Below are 16,193 nucleotides of genomic sequence, written 5' to 3'. Positions count from 1 at the left end.
TGAGCAAAAGCCGTCCGATATAAAGCTTACTTTGCTGGCATCGGTGGATGATCAGGCATCGCGCCATCTGGCATAGGCGGACGCCCCATACCACCTCGTCCTCCCATATCACCCATACCGTGCTGCATTCCATGACCGCCTTTACTCCAGCGATGCATCATTTGACGATGGCTATCATCAAATATTTTTTGCTGTTCTGGTGTCAAGACCGTATAAAAAGTTTTGAGTGATGTCAGACGCGTTTGCATCATCGCCTCATGTTCTTTCAGTTTCTCCAGCATTTTTTCCATACGGGCAGGAGTGCTTAATTTATCCATTTCTTTATGATCCGGTCGCATCGCTTGCGCACCTGGCGGCATGCTTGGTTTCATCGACTCAATGAAGGTTTTCCAGGCAGGTTCTTGGGCTGCAGTGATCTTAAGCTTGTCATGCAATTCTGCGATATGTTTTGCCATACGCTCTTGCATTTTTTCAGCCCATTTAGCCTGATCCATCCCCGCTTTTTGATGCTGTGGAGGCGGTGGTACGGCAGCAGCCGCAGCCGATGTTGGTGCTGCTGGTGATGTTTGGGCAGATACGCCGATGGCAATACACATGCTGATAGCGGCAAGCGCGATGGCGATCGGATTTTTTATTGGTGCCATGGTGTTCCTCTTTAAATTACTACCGAGTAGTTGAATACGTTTTTGATAAGTCGCTGGTTGTGACTTCCACATGTGACTTGTGCATTTGACTTACCTATGTGACTTGCACATGCGGCTTATGTTGGCGCAGTGATGTAACTGGCAAGTGTCGGCAGCAATCTGCTTTGTATCGCTGTGTAACAATCAGTGGCAAGAACGCTTGCAGATGTGTCGCATTGTGTCGTTCTCGGTTTATCATAACAAGACGATACAAAATCACATGCCTTCTTTGCTGTCAGGACTTCATAATACGAGCCATGGATACTCCAAGCAAAATATTGATCGTTGATGACGATCGCGACATTCGTAGCCTGTTGGCCGACTATCTGGATGGTCATGGTTACGCTACTTTAATGGCTGCTGATGGCAATGCAATGTGGGCGGCGCTGGATAACAATCATGTTGATCTGGTGGTACTGGATTTAAACCTGCCTGGCGACGATGGCTTGACCTTATGCCGTACTCTGCGCGCCAACTCAACAATGCCCGTCATTATGCTGACGGCCAGAAGTGAGCCGCTGGATCGTATACTCGGCCTGGAGATGGGGGCAGATGATTATTTACCAAAACCGTTTGAGCCACGCGAGCTGTTAGCACGCATACGCAGCGTGCTGCGCCGCACTCAGTCTATGACATTGGGTAGCAATGGTGAGCAAGTTCATCGCTTAAAATTTTCTGACTGGACGCTTGATCTGACGGCGCGCCATCTAGTCAGCCCGGAAGGCATGGTGATCGCTTTGTCCGGCGCAGAATTCCGTATGCTTAATATATTTTTAGATCACCCTAACCGCATCCTCAATCGTGATCAGTTATTAAACATGACACATGGCCGCGATGCGGATCCGTTTGATCGTTCTATCGATATTCAGATCAGTCGCCTGAGGCAAAAACTGCGGGAAGATGCACGCTCGCCGCAAATTATTAAAACCGTACGCAACGGCGGCTATGTGCTATCGGTCAACGTCACGATGGAGAGCGGAGCATGACCATTATCAAGTCGATGTCCGGCAGGATTTTTGGCATCCTGTTGTTGGGTGTAGTGAGCTCTACTGCACTAACCTGGTGGCTGGCGTTTGGTGAGCGCCAAAAAACCATAGAACAGTTCCGTGAGAATCGGGCAATTGAACGTGCCGAACAATTGCTGCTGGCAATGGATGCTTTACCGCCGGCAAACCGAGAAGCCTTTTTAGCCACGGCACCGCGATTAGGTTTGCGCCTTACAACGCTGCCAAATCAGGCACGTAGCGAAGCGCCGCGCTCAGCATATGCGCTGACGCTGAGCGAACGTTTAGGTAAAACTTTTGAGGTTTCCTCCTTGCCGCCAGATTCTGAGGGCTGCACTAACCTTCCAGCAGAAACAATGGCGCAAAGATCTACCTGTGAAGAATTAAGTATTAAACTACATGATGGCACTATCTTGCATCTGACCGCATTGCCACCACGCGGTGCAGTACCACCGTTGCGCCCAGATTTCTTTTTGTATTTATTCTTGTTCTTTTGCAGCATTGCAGTACTGGCCTATCTGGTGTCGCGCATGACGGTAAGACCACTCCGGCAACTGGCGCAAGCCGCGACAGATTTAGGTAAAGATATTAATCGTCCGGCTTTGCCTGAAGTCGGTACGACAGAAATTCTGCAAGCGACCAAAGCGTTTAACTCTATGCAAGGTCGAATCCGCCAACACATCCAGCAACGCATGCACATGCTGGCAGCGATTACCCATGACCTGCAAACACCGCTAACGCGTTTGCGTTTGCGTTTGGAAAAAGTCGGCGATACCGAGTTGCGGGATAAGCTGGTCGGCGATTTGTCGGCAATGCAAACCATGGTCAAAGAAGGGCTAGATCTGGCGCGCAGTATGGATAGCAATGAATCGCTGCGCCCTTTGGATCTGGATTCACTGCTTGATAGTGTCTGTGCCGATGCTGCAGATGCCGGGCAAGAAGTCAGCTTCAACGGCAAATCCGGCATAACCGTGATGGCCAGACCGCAGGCATTGCGCCGTTGTCTGACCAACCTGATTGATAACGCAGTCAAATATGGGCACCACGCCAAAGTCACCTTAGAAACCAGCAGCGATGCCGGCATCAAACTGATGCACGTCTTCATCCGTGATGGTGGTGCTGGCATTCCGGCAGATCAATTGCAAAAAGTGTTTGAGCCGTTTTATCGCACAGAGACATCACGTTCACGCGATACCGGCGGTACCGGATTAGGTTTAACCATCGCCCAAAACATCGCCCAGCAACATGGCGGCAGCGTGCAGTTGGCTAATTTAAGCGAAGGTGGATTAGAAGTGAAGCTGACACTGCCGGCTAAACCAGCTTAAGGATCTGGCTGAAGTGTCTGATTTAAGTAGTCAGCTCAATTAGCCATCTAAACTAGCCCGCGTAAGGACTCATTAGTGCGTCATTCCGGCATGGGTTTAGCCGGAATCCAGTGACGTGACGTTTGTGGTGCGACCACTTGGCCTCCAAGTTGCGACTCCATTCTCAGAATAACGACACGGGATTCCAGCTAAACCCACGCTGGAATGACATTCGAGAGAATTAAGCTTTCAGCAAAAATCATCAAAATTTAATCCGAACACAAGCACGAATTAAAATTACTCCTATAGGGTATATTTTGATTGTCCATGTAAATTCTGGACATTTAGCCATATTGACTAAAAATAATGGGGAGTATATGGATTTCCTCGTTAAGTCAAGCCACCACCACCGACATCATACTAATCGCGCCCAGCTCCATTCCCTCGGTCGTAATCTCTAATTGATCTTCTTCAGTTTTTGCCCCCAGCACATACAACAAGGGCAAAAAGTGTTCTGAGCTTGGCACCGACAAGCTGGCGTCTTGCCCAAGGTCGGTGTAATTCATCACTGCCTCAAAATCGCCGTCCAACATGGCTTGCTTCATTGCTTGATTAAAGCGCACGGCCCAGTCGTAACCGGGCGATTGCGGATCCATGCGGCGGAGATTGTGTACCACATTACCGGTACCGATCACCATCACCCCCTCTTCACGCAAGGCGGATAATTTGCCTCCCAGTTCAAAATGGAAACCTGCTGGCTGGGTCACATCCAAACTCAATTGCAGCACCGGAATATCGCCAGCGGGATAAGCTTTGATCAACACAGACCAGGTGCCATGATCAAGTCCCCATTGCTGATCTAAAAACAACGGCAGCGGCGCCAACAAAGCCGCAATCCGCGCAGCCAGTGCCGGATCACCAGGAGCGGGGTACCGCATATCAAACAAAGCTTGCGGAAATCCGCCAAAGTCATGAATCGTCTGCGGCGCAGCCATCGCCGTCACCGCCGTGCCACGTGTAGTCCAATGTGCCGACACCGATAAAATGGCCTTAGGACGCGGAAAACGCTGGGCAAGCGCATGCCACTCCTTGGTGTAACGATTATCTTCTAATGCGTTCATCGGGCTGCCATGGCCGAAAAAAATTGCTGGCATACGAGTGCTTGCTGACATCCTTATTCTCCTGAGTGTTGACTGACTCTGAGGAGTATGTCGGATTTCGAACAAGTCTGTGTGCGGGATAGAGTGATGACGGTGTGCATGCTCATCTCGGACGCGCGCAATTGCACTTACATCTGTAGAGTGCGCCATGCGCACCGTTTCACCGCATATCCTTATTTTAAGCCGTTTGTTTTCCATCATTGGTGCGCATGGCGCACCCTACTTCAATTTTTGGCGATCCGCTAATCGCGGCTATCCGCTTCCATCCGTACATGCTGCCCGGCTATTTTCTTAAGCACTTAAACGCTCAACTATGCACCCAAACGTAACTGCAAACCCGTGTCGGTATAAATCGGTGTCGCGCTAAAACCATCGACGACGATGCTGGTAAATTTACCTTTAAAGCTTGCCGCGGTGATAATGTTCAGCGTGTCGCCGACGGCTGGTTTATAGCCGTTTTGAAATTTAATACGCAGGGTGCCGCCAGCAATAGTGATCACGCCAGTGGCGGTAAACCGGCCTTGCTGGCCGCTGCCCAAATCCAGCTCCAGAGTGGTGTTAGCCAACTGCGTATATTTTCCAGAGACGGTAGTTGCACCTGTGGCGTTGCTCACCAATGTGCCGCCGCTGACATACACATCGCCTTTGCCCAAGGCAGATACGGAGTCCGCCTCTAATACGCCTGCGTTCAATTCTGTGCCGCCAGTCCAGCTATTGTTGCCTGTCTGTTTTAAGGTGCCGCTGCCTTGCTTGAGTAATTTACCCGCGCCGGAGATATCGTTGCGCCAGCTATCCATTGCGCTGAAACCACCCTGGTTGGCGTCCATCACAACCACCACATTGCCGGTAAATACGCCATAACCATCTGCTGCCGCGAACAAATTCAAGCGTCCCCAACCTTCTGCATCGTCCATCACAGGGTAGCCGGATGCAAGCGCAGTGGTTTTTAAGACGACGCGGCGTTGCACATCGCTCAGGTACGGCAAGCGGGTTTCCAGCAAAGCTTCCGCACCTTTTGGTACCACGGCAGGCGCAGTGGTTGCAGCAATTGGTGCAAAGCTGTAAGTCATGCGGCGCAGGTAATTTGCCTTGTTCGTCGCGTAATCCGCAAAGCGATCGGTGGCTACCGTAGCAGAATGAGCAAAGGCATTAAAGGTATCGCTGCTGGTACTAGTTTGTGCCATCAAGGTGGCGTGCGCCTGCGCGACGGCAGCGGCTTTTTTAGTCGCGTTGGCGGGGTCGACCAAATTGGCAGCGACCACTGCCTGGCCTTGCATGCGACCGCTGATGACGTCCAGCGGCGAGTGCATACCAGCGAGAATCCGGTTTTCACCCAACTCCAGACCGCGCGTCAGAATCTCTTGAAAACGTTCCGGGACGGCATATGCCATCGCCACGGTGTCACGCGTTGCCTCGGCTGAATGGCCACTGGTAAAACCGCCATCAGTCGTCGGCGTGCTGCTTTTTGCCGGAACTAATGCAGGCACAACGACGACGTTACTGCTCCAGCGGTAAGGCCGGGCATATTTATAAAAGCGCTTGGCCGGCTCGGTAGAACCATTGTTACTCATCGCGCTGATGAAATCGACCACGCTACCAAATGCGGCATTGGCACTGCCACCGACGCCGATATTATTCCCGGTATCGTTATACAAAACCGTCGTCGCATCCGCTGCAATTGCAGTAACACTGGTAGTTTGCTGCGCCGCTGCGCGCCAGGCCGTCGTCAGCGGACCCATACCGTCACTGACGCTATAACCCTTGCCACGTCGATCATCTAGGTACGCTGCCAACTCTTGCGCGGGTGTACGCGCGGTCGTCGCCGTCACCACATATTGGATATTGGCATTGTGTACGGCACTGTTCAAAATCGTACCGCCCGCTGTGCCATCATTTGGCAGGCCAGTCCAGACCGACGGAATCACAGCAGGAAAATTGCCAACTGCCGGAGCAGAAACACCCGCATCCACAATGTCCGTCAGCGGTTGCCAGATAGTTTTAAAACCTGCCAGCACGCGCACACCCGCATTGGTATCCAAGGTCGCATAGCGCGCATCACCACGCTGATTGCTCGCCACATTATCAACAAATGCCGGCACCGACGCCAGCACCGGCGCAGTATCAACAAAACCTAAATCAGCAGGTGCTGACGGCACCACCAAAGCCACATCCGCCTGGACAGAATTGCTAGTGTTGTCGTTACTGCTACCACCGCAAGCAACCAGCGCAAGCGCCGCACTAATCGCCAACACTAGCGGAAGTTGACGTGGGAAGCGACGAACAAGATCAGGGTTTTGCATGACAAGGCCTTGAATAAGATGACAGGTTAAAAACGCGTCATGGCAATTCGTAGTTATGACCTATTGATGACCTAAGGGGGAAATTGTCGCTGCCGCTGTTGGACTCGCATTCGCACTCAAATTGCGATGGGATTATTCCTTTGATCTGCGCATATCACCTATACATCTAAGTTGTGGTCGCGATCTATTGGAAAATCTTGGTTTAATACTCTATTGTGTGTTTTAGGCTGCTAAAATTCAGCACGATAAAAACTAGGGAGCTACCTTGATTAATCTACAACTGGGCGATGTCAGCCATATCATTCAACTTGCTATTGCTCCGGTCTTTTTATTGACTGGCGTGGGTACTAATTTGACCGTACTGACTAACCGTCTGGCGCGGATTATTGACCGGTCTCGGGTGCTGGAGGATATGTTGCAGGTAAAGGGGAATGTCACTCAAAAACCAGGTTTGCGTGAGGAGTTAAACGAGTTGTATGAGCGCTCGCATCTGATCAACCGTGCTATCACTCTGAGCACTTCTTGCGGGCTGCTAGTTTGTCTGGTGATCGCGTCTTTGTTCGCAGGCGATGCCACCGATTTACGCCTGGATAGTCTGATAGCGGTCTTGTTTGTGTGCGGTATTTTGTCTCTCGTCGGTAGTTTTATTTATTTTTTGCGAGAGATTTTTGTCGCCACTAAAACTCTTACAAGGCAGCGTGAGCATGGCTTGAGGGACTGAGCATTCTTTGTATGTGAAGCTGCTGATTTTGTATAGCCATTGATGACAAACCAATAACTCATTACGGCATTAAGGATTGTCGTAATGAGTTATTGGTAAAGACGTCTAAGGCGTTACCTGAACGATCAAATCAAGCGAGGCCGTGCCGGGATTGTCGCTGGCAATAGGCTGGTAACCAGCACTGACTCTAAAAACCAAAATTGTCTTGGCAGTGACGGTAGGCGCAATAAAACCCGCGTTGCTGGAGTTGGCACTTGCCAGTACAACGCTTGGTCCGGATATTTGCGTCCAGCTAAAATATACGTTATGCCCTGATGCTGCTGAGGTGGCTGATGCCGATAGAACGGCGCTGTATCCGGAGGATATGGTTTGGGTAGGCACATAAGATGTCAAGACTATCGGTGTCAGGGCATCTACAAAATAAGAGACATCGACTTGTTGCACGGGTTCGGTCGAATTGCCGTTGGAGTCTATAGGCGCGTTTGATGCGTTAAGGGTGAACAGGAAGGTAGTTCTGGTCACAATGTCCGTTGGTAACGCGATCGTGACAACGCTGCTATTGGGATTGCTGATGGTGACGGTGGGGCCGGATTTTTGCTTCCAGTAAAAATAAATTGTGCCTGTGGTGACCTGATTGCCGTTGGCATCATAACGCGTCGTTTTACTACCATCCAAAGTGACGATTGCACCGGCTTGTACCACCCCGCCGCTGGTTGAAATAGGGACAATCGTTGGCTTGACCACGGGATTGATGGTGACGGTCTGTAGCGCAGTTCCGGTTTTTTGTTTGTCATCCGTCACCCGGCATTGCAGTGTTACTACGGTGGCAGTGGTGACGATGGGTGCAGTGAAATCCGTCGTTGCATTGGACGGGGCGGTGATGTTGAGGCTAAGTCCTGCTGCGTCATTTACTACCCATTGATAAGCGTATGAGCCAGTGTTGGAGGTGCCGCCACTACCTGTGCAAGTTAAACTTGCTTTACTCCCCGATGTCACATTAGACGTACCGCCTACGATGGCGACCGGGTTGAGTGTGACGGAGGCTTCTTGCCCGACGACTAAATTTGCGCTGCTACTGGCAGTATTATTTTTTGAATCGACTACCGTTACCGTCAGTTGATACGTGTAATCAGCGGTCAATTTGGCGGGTGGCGTGATTTGTAATACACAGGTCCAGTCGTTTCCAGAAGCACTCTTTGTGACGGTTTTACAATCGGTATTGCCAGTGGCAGCAAGCGCGCTCGCACCGAGAGTCAGCGGGGTGATACGCCAGGACATGGCACTGATAGGCGCTGCACTGCTATTGGTTTGAGCAGTAAACGTGATTGGATCACCAGTAATCACTTTGGCAGGGCCAGTCACGCTAATCGTAACCGGAGAACTGGCGGAAGCCGTGGTGGAACCACCACCGCATGCCGAAAGGACTGTGCAAAACACAGCACAAAGCAGGAATGGGGAAAAACGGTAAAAAAATGAAGACACATTAACTCCGTTTAAAAGGAAGCCCGAAAGAAAGCTCAATGTCGCTTTGTCAGATACCAATAAGTATAGGCAGACAGAAGAACGTACACCTCATTGTAGCTTTAGCGGCGACAAATTAAAAATCGTCAGGCACTTCTTTGTGCACTTATACAAAAATTAACAATTTAAAGGTAATGATCAGAGCAGTCTGTAAAAATTTACGAACGACCGTGCAAAAATCAATTAGGTGTGGCACTCTAATGAAATAATAATTATTTCATTGCATATCCTCACATTAGCAATCACACCGGAGACAAGGTATGAACACAACTCACTACGCCCATTGGCCGACTGGCTTGCCGCATTTTTTAACGGCACCAGAGACCAGCGTCTATGCCAACCTGCAAATCTCGGCGCAGCGTTATCCGAATAAGCCAGCGATTATTTTCTATGACAGCATCTTGACGTATGCCGAGTTGCATGCGGAAGTCTTGGCGCTGGCAGGCTATTTGCAGCAAGTATGCGGTGTGCAGCGCGGCGACCGGGTATTGCTGGATATGCAGAATTCGCCACAATTTATTATTGCCTATTACGCCATCATGCGCGCCGATGCGATGGTGGTGCCAGTCAATCCTATGCTGATGACCGACGAGTTATCGCATTACATTGCGGATAGCGGTGCAAAAGTTGCATTGGCATCGCAAGAAATTTTCTCTCGTATGTTGCCATTGGTTGGCACTACGGGCTTGCAGCACGCTATTGTCGCTACTTATTCCGATCATCTGACCAAAGAAACCAGCTTAAGCGTGCCAGATTTTGTGCGCGCGCCGCGCGACGTGCCGGTGCAAGCGGGTGTAGTGACGTGGAAAGACGCTGTCGCTGCTCAACAAACACCGGGCGCTCATCTAGCTAGCTCCGACGATCTTGCCTGCATGCCTTATACCTCGGGTACGACGGGTAAACCTAAAGGCTGTATCCACACTCATCGCTCGGTGATGTTTAATGCGGCTGCCAGTCCTGTATGGTCAGGCTCAGTGCTACCAAACCATGTTGCCCTGGCGGTACTGCCGTTTTTCCATGTGACAGGCATGCAGTCAGTCATGAACAGCATGATTTTTTGTGGCGGCAGTCTGGTGATTTTGCCACGCTGGGACAAAGATGTTGCTGGTCAATTAATCACCCGCTACAAAGTCACTAACTGGACGGTAGTGCCATCAATGATGATCGATTTTTTGTCCAATCCACGTCTGGCAGAATACGATATCTCCGGGTTAAACCGCGTCTCTGGCGGCGGTGCTGCGATGCCTGCAGCGATCGCACAAAAGCTACTGGAATTATCCGGTCAGGTATATATGGAAGGTTATGGCTTGTCCGAAACTATGGCGCCATCGCACCTCAATCCACCGCAACGTATGAAGCAGCAATGTCTGGGAATTCCGCATTTCAGCACCGATTCGCGCATCGTTGACCCTACCACCTTGAAAGAAGTTAAACAGGGTGAAACCGGCGAGATCTGGATCAACGGTCCACATGTATTCCAAGGTTATTGGAACGATCCACAAAAAACTGCCGATTCGTTTGCTGAACTGGATGGAGTACGTTTCTTCCGTAGCGGCGACTTGGGTTATATGGACGATGAAGGATTTTTCTTTTTCACTGATCGTCTAAAACGCATGATTAACGCCAGCGGTTTTAAAGTCTGGCCTGCGGAAGTCGAGTCGATGATGTATCAACATCCCGCCATTCAAGAATGCTGCATTATTGCTGCGCGTGATGCATATCGTGGTGAAACCGTTAAAGCGATCGTCGTCAAAAAACCCGGCACGGATGTGACTGGTGAAGACATCATGGCGTGGGCGCATGAAAAAATGGCCGCCTATAAAGTACCGAAGTTTGTCGAATTTGTAGATACTCTGCCAAAGTCGGGAACCGGCAAAGTCATGTGGCGCGCATTGCAGGAAAAAGAAGCTGCAAAGTAAGGTTTAAAGTAAGCTTTGAAGGCAACCAATTGATATTCAAAAAAACGCCGCAATGACAGCGGCGTTTTTTATTGCCAAGCAATTTTGTGGCGCTATTTTATTGTTAAAATCAATTACGCCATTATCCCCACGACGAGATCATCATGCCTAGGTTGCGCCTTGCCCATTATGCCGATATTGCTGCTATGCAAGTACTGATCGCGCGCTCTGCGATTGATTTAAGCGTCTCTTTTTATACACCGGAACAAGCACGGGGCTTGTTGCAATATGTGTTCGGCGTGGATACGCAATTGATCGCAGATCAAACCTATTTTGCCATTGAGGAAGAGGTAGTCAATGTGGAACAGCCTGAGATAAAACCCAGGCTACTGGCCTGTGGCGGATGGAGCAAACGTAATACCTTGTTTGGCGGTGATCAAGCCAAACAAGGGGTCGATAATTTACTTGATCCTGCCATTGATCCGGCACGCATCCGTGCTTTTTTCGTCGATCCTTCTGCCGCCCGTCGCGGCCTTGGCAGCATGCAGATGCGACATTGCACAGAGCAAGCACGCGCTGCAGGTTTCACCGCATTAGAACTAGCGTCCACTATGCCAGGTGAACCTTTATACCGCGCTTCAGGCTTTGAGGTGTACGAACGTTTTGGCTTAGATTTACCTGGTGGTATTCATGCACCGCTGGCACGTATGCATAAAAAGATTGTATAAAAAATGAACTAGGCAGCTTATTTCAGTAAATTGTTTCAGCAAACACTTGAGTAAATACTGAAGGTCAATAGTCATATTCAAATCACAGAAAGTACCTCAACATGAGTATCAGCAAACGTGTCATTCTCAGCTTTTTATGTCTGGTCTTATTTGTTATTGGCGCAAGTTGCCTGATGATCGTATTGACCTGGGCGCCCGATAAACCTTTAAGCGAGTTGACGACACAATGGGCGCCCGCGCCATCCCAATTTATCGATGTCAAAGGTTTGTCGGTACATCTGCGGGATGAGGGGCTAAGGAATGATCCGGTGCCGATTATGCTGATTCATGGCACCTCATCAAGCTTGCATACCTGGGAGCCTTGGGTTGCTGCATTAAAAGAGCAGCATCGCGTCATTACGATGGATATTCCTGGCTTTGGTCTGACGGGACCAAATACGCAAAACGACTATAGCAACGCTGCTTACACCCAATTTATTCTGAACCTGATGGATAAGCTGCAATTGTCACGTGTGGTCTTGGGTGGTAACTCTCTGGGTGGTGAAATCGCCTGGCAAGTTGCAGCCGCTGCACCAGCACGGATTGATAAACTCATCTTAGTAGATGCTGCCGGATATCCCTTCACACCGGCGGCGATTCCGGTAGGTTTTAAGATCGCGCGCATGCCAGAAATGGCTTGGGTGATGCAACATACCTTGCCACGGAATTTGATGGAAAGCAGCGTCAAAAATGTATATGGCAATCCAGATAAAGTCACGCCAGCGTTGGTAGACAGATACGAGGCGATGACTTTAGGGGCTGGTAATCGCCATGCTCTAGGTTTGCGTTTTACACAATTGGATGCGGGACGTACTGCCGATAAAATTAAAACCATTAAGCTGCCAACGCTAATACTTTGGGGCGGCAAAGATAAGTTAATTCCACCAGATAACGCAGAGCGATTCCATCATGATATTGCCGCTAGCAAGCTGGTCATGTTTGATCAATTAGGACATGTGCCGCAAGAAGAAGATCCGGTGACTACCATTGCAGCAGTCAAAGACTTTTTGAAATAATTGGCCCGAGCGCGGGATTGCAGTAGCTAATTATCTCGTTTATTAAAGATGACCATGACGCCAATGTTATCGTCGTCGTTAACGCAAAAAGCCCGCCAAAAGCGGGCTTACCATTCATTGCTGCGACTCACTATCCTCAATATCATCATCAATAACCCATGCTATCTGCGTGGTGCCACTGACTAAACCAACAACCCGTGCTATCTGCGCGGTGCCCCTGGTGGGATGAGTCGTTTTTACTGCTCCAACATCTCCTGATGGACATGTTTTCAAGTCGAACGAATGTTTTTTCTTCACAAATCAACTAAGCCATTTTCCAAGTGCATTGAGTAAACAATACGCTGGCCGGTTAGAGTTGATGCTCGCCGCAGAAGATACTGGCAGATGCCTGGTGAATCTTCTCGCTACGGTGATAAACACGAATGTATTAGACCATTTCCCAACAACCCATGCTATCTGCGTGGTGCCACTGACCGGTCAGAATTCATCTATGCGTCAAAAAATAAACCTGATGGTGATTTTCTGACTTGTGAAGTTTTTGTCTTGCTGATGATATTTTCTCTTACCGCCAACCCATGCTATCTGCGTGGTGCCAGCGGCCGGTATTTAAGAAAAAAACAAACCACAACACATAAAGCTAATTCAGAATCGACAACTCACCAATACTTAAGCGTCGATCTACTCAATTAAGAGAGAATTTGGATATTGCCTGCTTTATCGCCTTTTGGACCAACAGCTGCTTCGTAAGAAACGCGTTGATTTTCCGTCAGACTCTTAAATCCAGAAGATTGGATGTCTTGGAAATGGGCGAATAAATCTGGACCACCAGCATCAGGAGTGATAAAGCCGAAGCCTTTAGCATCGTTGAACCATTTGACTATACCTGTTTGAGTACTCATGTTTTTTTCCTTCAATTGTAAATAGGCGACATTGCCTGATAGGCACTTGAAACCAAGAGATGAAACCGGAGGAATTAAAACAGAACGACTAGAAGAACAACAGCCATGCAGATTTGGGACCAACTATATAACGACTTGATGCAAGTACGAATTGGAATATACACGCTTATATCTAAATCGCCTAATTTTATTTTTTTAATCTTTATGGCAATGTTGAGGCCTCTTACTTTGCTTATACCTTCATAGATTCAATATACTCCCCCCGTTTTCCATGAAAAACAGCCTATCGCCCAATGATTATATGGGCAATAAAATATACTAATTGGGAGTATATTTAAAGACTCACCTTAAACAAAACTTACACAACATTGTTGTGGCGAGACTTAGCCGCGCATCCGGGTAAATTTTGCGTCAGTCCTGTCAGTCAGCCTTATTAAGTGAACCGGTATTCGGCTTCCTGTTTTTGTATTTTATAATTTTCGGGTTTTCCTTTATTTGAGCAGCCTCGATAAAGGCAGCGAATACGCATTTTTACCACTTTAAAAAATCTGACAGTCCAATACCAAGCTATAAAAAATTTGACCTATGCACTTATTGAAAAATATATTTACCTTTGCTGCGATCTGTTCTATCTGCGCTTTTGCTTATGCTACTGACAGCGACGAAAATTCACGGCCTGTACCTAAAAACGCACCAATTACATTGAAATTTGAATCAGACGCTCGATCAGGAAAACTGAATGAAACCTGGGACATCGAAGGCAAAAGCACGTCTGCTAAATTACAAGCCGATCGCCGCTCATCAAATAAAGACAAAATCTTACTGCTAGAGAATAACGAGCACGGTCAAACCATCTCGCTTGCTCAAGAAGTGGATGCCAGACCATGGCGTGGAAAAATTGTAGAAATTTGCGGAGATGTAAAAGCCAACTTCAAGCAAGTCGCCAAATCCGGCTTCTGGACACGCACAGATATACCACGCAATACTTTGCGAGCCGCAGCGACCTATAGTTTGCCATTGCAGCCAACTTGGCAAAGAGCCTGCGCAAGTATTGCCGTCGACAGGGCGGCATATCAGCTGAGATTTGGTGCCGACTCCGATACAAAGGGGGAAATCTGGTTCGCCAACTTAGAAGTACATGAGGTCAGCGATGTCGCAAAATCCAATATCAGCGATCCAGGCAGCAGAGCATTGAGTGCCATCGAACTGAACAATTTGCGCGCGCTGAGTAAGGCCGTTGGTTATATACGATATTTCCATGCTACTGATGCATTGACCAAGTTGGACTGGAATAAATTTATTCAGAAAGCAGTTCTGTCGGTGGAACTTGCTAAGTCAGATGCCGAGTTGGCAAATGCTTTAAAAAACTTATTTATTCCCTACGCTCCGACCACACAGTGGCTTACCAGCGTTGAAATTCCCGAGAACTTATTGCAACCAACAGATGCTCACTTCAAGGTTCAATGGGTACATCACGGCCTCGCTCAACGCGACTATTTTTATCACAGTGATCGCGTGTATGAAAAACTTAGTAAACAACTTACTGATGATGTCTCATTGCAAGGTAATGTGGTTCAACTCAATAAAATTGAGCTAGGAGGGCAAGTTACACTGTGGATGCCTGATCTCGTATTTTCAACTAAAAATCATGAAACCATTCCCAAAGTTGAACCAGAGAATGGTTTGAATCGAGTTGACTATCAGTTGAAAAATATAGTCCCAGATTTCAGTGGAAATGACCGAATCACAAGGTTAGGGAATGCTATACAAATATGGAGTGCGTTACGTTATTTCTATCCGTATTCCGACATCATTAAAATCGACTGGAATAAGGAATTGGACGCACTCTTGTTATCCGCCTCAAGCGATAAAGATGAAAAAGCATTTACCCACACCCTAATGCGCTTTACTTCCGCATTGCACGATGGACATGCGCGTGTCACAGGTCCGAGGGAGCTTGATGCTTTTCACCTTTTATCAAAATAAAAATGATCGATGGTGTACCGGTGGTTTCAAGGTCCCGCCTAACTCCAGGCAATCAACCATTAATTCCCTTTGGAAGCCAAATTACGCATTTAAATGGTTTGCCAATTGCACACAGGTTGTCAGAAATAAATACAGAAAACATGTCCGCAACAGACACCATGCAGGCCGAAATCTTATCTGTCGAGCTGCTCACAGGGGAAGAAAATTCCCTCTTAGAAATGAGCTACCGAGACCTAAAAGGATTCAAGCAAACAAAGACTTTCCTTCGTGATACGCCTGTGGTCAATTTAAGAGAAAAAAATCCATTAGGAGCGATGCAACAATTGAAAAGCGGTATTTGGTATGTAGATATCGACAGAGCGGATGGCAAAGATATTGAACAATTGATTGCCCAAAAAAATAACTTCAAAGGGATCATTTTTGATGTCCGAAATTATGTGAATGGCAATAGCAATTTCTTAAAACATTTTACAAAAAGGCCACTAGAGGTACCGTTATTCAATGTCCCTGTCATCAGTGGAGCTGATCGGGATCATTGGCAATGGGAGCGCATTGGAAAAGCTCTTCAACCTCAAGCGCCCTATATCAATGCCAAATTAGTTTTTTTGATAAGCGGTAATACGATCAGTGCTGCAGAAACCTTGATGACTATCGTAGAGCACTACAAACTGGGTGAAATCATAGGCACACGGACTGCAGGCTCGAATGGAAATATTAGTTGCTTGCCTCTTCCAGGAGGATATAAAGTTTTTTGGACTGGGATGCAAGTCTTGAAACAAGATGGGTCTCAATTCCACGGTATTGGAATCATTCCCACTCTCCCTTATAAATCAACGATAGAAGATGCGATTTCTGGCGATGACATAGTGTTAGAAAGGGCGATAAAACTTCTCACAGAAAATTAAAAAAGAAATGTTGTTTTATCTCTCTACGA

At 48.1% G+C, this 16,193-nt stretch carries 15 protein-coding genes; 10 read left to right on the top strand and 5 right to left on the bottom strand.

The window, feature by feature from the left end; translation table 11 throughout:
* Positions 1–26: 26 nt before the first annotated feature.
* On the bottom strand, positions 27–644 hold the full coding sequence (locus QN395_RS05875; protein ID WP_322120758.1) for a Spy/CpxP family protein refolding chaperone: 618 nt from the start codon (positions 642–644) through the stop codon (positions 27–29).
* A gap of 296 nt (positions 645–940) precedes the next feature.
* Here QN395_RS05875 and QN395_RS05870 point away from each other — a divergent pair, with 296 nt between their 5' ends.
* Both QN395_RS05870 and QN395_RS05865 read left to right on the top strand, forming a co-directional pair.
* Complete coding sequence (locus QN395_RS05870; protein ID WP_323491722.1) at positions 941–1,669, top strand: response regulator; 729 nt, start codon at positions 941–943, stop codon at positions 1,667–1,669.
* Complete coding sequence (locus QN395_RS05865) at positions 1,666–3,012, top strand: ATP-binding protein (protein ID WP_323491723.1); 1,347 nt, start codon at positions 1,666–1,668, stop codon at positions 3,010–3,012. Before QN395_RS05870 ends, QN395_RS05865 begins: the two co-directional genes overlap by 4 nt.
* Positions 3,013–3,386: 374 nt before the next feature.
* On the opposite strand, the gene ygiD is transcribed toward QN395_RS05865, so the two are convergent.
* A complete protein-coding gene (gene ygiD / locus QN395_RS05860; protein ID WP_323491724.1) occupies positions 3,387–4,163 on the bottom strand; it encodes a 4,5-DOPA dioxygenase extradiol in 777 nt (258 codons plus the stop codon).
* Between the two features lie 136 nt (positions 4,164–4,299).
* Between ygiD and QN395_RS05855 the strand changes: the two genes are divergently transcribed.
* Positions 4,300–4,446 (top strand): hypothetical protein, encoded by a 147-nt coding sequence (locus QN395_RS05855; RefSeq protein ID WP_322120754.1) that lies wholly within the window; start codon positions 4,300–4,302, stop codon positions 4,444–4,446.
* A 16-nt stretch (positions 4,447–4,462) separates the two neighbouring features.
* Here QN395_RS05855 and QN395_RS05850 read toward each other — a convergent pair whose 3' ends face one another.
* Complete coding sequence (locus tag QN395_RS05850) at positions 4,463–6,451, bottom strand: phosphatase PAP2 family protein (protein ID WP_323491725.1); 1,989 nt, start codon at positions 6,449–6,451, stop codon at positions 4,463–4,465.
* A gap of 268 nt (positions 6,452–6,719) precedes the next feature.
* On the opposite strand from QN395_RS05850, the gene QN395_RS05845 reads away from it, so the two are divergent.
* Complete coding sequence (locus QN395_RS05845; RefSeq protein WP_322121664.1) at positions 6,720–7,172, top strand: DUF2721 domain-containing protein; 453 nt, start codon at positions 6,720–6,722, stop codon at positions 7,170–7,172.
* A gap of 105 nt (positions 7,173–7,277) precedes the next feature.
* On the opposite strand, the gene QN395_RS05840 is transcribed toward QN395_RS05845, so the two are convergent.
* A complete protein-coding gene (locus tag QN395_RS05840) occupies positions 7,278–8,654 on the bottom strand; it encodes a hypothetical protein (RefSeq protein WP_322120752.1) in 1,377 nt (458 codons plus the stop codon).
* Positions 8,655–8,953: 299 nt separating this feature from the next.
* Between QN395_RS05840 and QN395_RS05835 the strand changes: the two genes are divergently transcribed.
* The 4 genes from QN395_RS05835 to QN395_RS05820 all read left to right on the top strand — a co-directional run bounded on the left by QN395_RS05835 (position 8,954) and on the right by QN395_RS05820 (position 13,064).
* The gene (locus tag QN395_RS05835) at positions 8,954–10,612 is read left to right on the top strand and encodes a long-chain fatty acid--CoA ligase (protein WP_322120751.1); all 1,659 of its coding nucleotides are present in this window, start codon (positions 8,954–8,956) and stop codon (positions 10,610–10,612) included.
* 143 nt (positions 10,613–10,755) lie between these two features.
* Positions 10,756–11,319, top strand: coding sequence for a GNAT family N-acetyltransferase (locus QN395_RS05830; protein WP_323491726.1), 564 nt, complete (start codon positions 10,756–10,758; stop codon positions 11,317–11,319).
* A 101-nt stretch (positions 11,320–11,420) separates the two neighbouring features.
* A complete protein-coding gene (locus QN395_RS05825; protein WP_322120749.1) occupies positions 11,421–12,374 on the top strand; it encodes an alpha/beta hydrolase in 954 nt (317 codons plus the stop codon).
* Positions 12,375–12,758: 384 nt separating this feature from the next.
* On the top strand, positions 12,759–13,064 hold the full coding sequence (locus QN395_RS05820; protein ID WP_322120748.1) for a hypothetical protein: 306 nt from the start codon (positions 12,759–12,761) through the stop codon (positions 13,062–13,064).
* Here the strand turns inward: QN395_RS05820 and QN395_RS05815 are convergent.
* The gene (locus tag QN395_RS05815) at positions 13,061–13,273 is read right to left on the bottom strand and encodes a cold-shock protein (protein WP_322120747.1); all 213 of its coding nucleotides are present in this window, start codon (positions 13,271–13,273) and stop codon (positions 13,061–13,063) included. The genes QN395_RS05820 and QN395_RS05815 overlap by 4 nt on opposite strands.
* Before the next feature lie 585 nt (positions 13,274–13,858).
* Here QN395_RS05815 and QN395_RS05810 point away from each other — a divergent pair.
* Both QN395_RS05810 and QN395_RS05805 read left to right on the top strand, forming a co-directional pair.
* On the top strand, positions 13,859–15,259 hold the full coding sequence (locus tag QN395_RS05810) for a hypothetical protein (protein ID WP_323491727.1): 1,401 nt from the start codon (positions 13,859–13,861) through the stop codon (positions 15,257–15,259).
* A gap of 2 nt (positions 15,260–15,261) precedes the next feature.
* On the top strand, positions 15,262–16,164 hold the full coding sequence (locus QN395_RS05805; RefSeq protein WP_323491728.1) for a S41 family peptidase: 903 nt from the start codon (positions 15,262–15,264) through the stop codon (positions 16,162–16,164).
* Positions 16,165–16,193 lie beyond the last annotated feature (29 nt).

Origin of the sequence: Undibacterium sp. RTI2.2 (assembly GCF_035018705.1) — a bacterium.
Classification (GTDB): Bacteria; Pseudomonadota; Gammaproteobacteria; order Burkholderiales; family Burkholderiaceae_D; genus Undibacterium.
The sequence above is the reverse complement of the archived record's forward strand: the minus strand, read 5'-3'. Positions and strand labels throughout refer to the sequence as shown.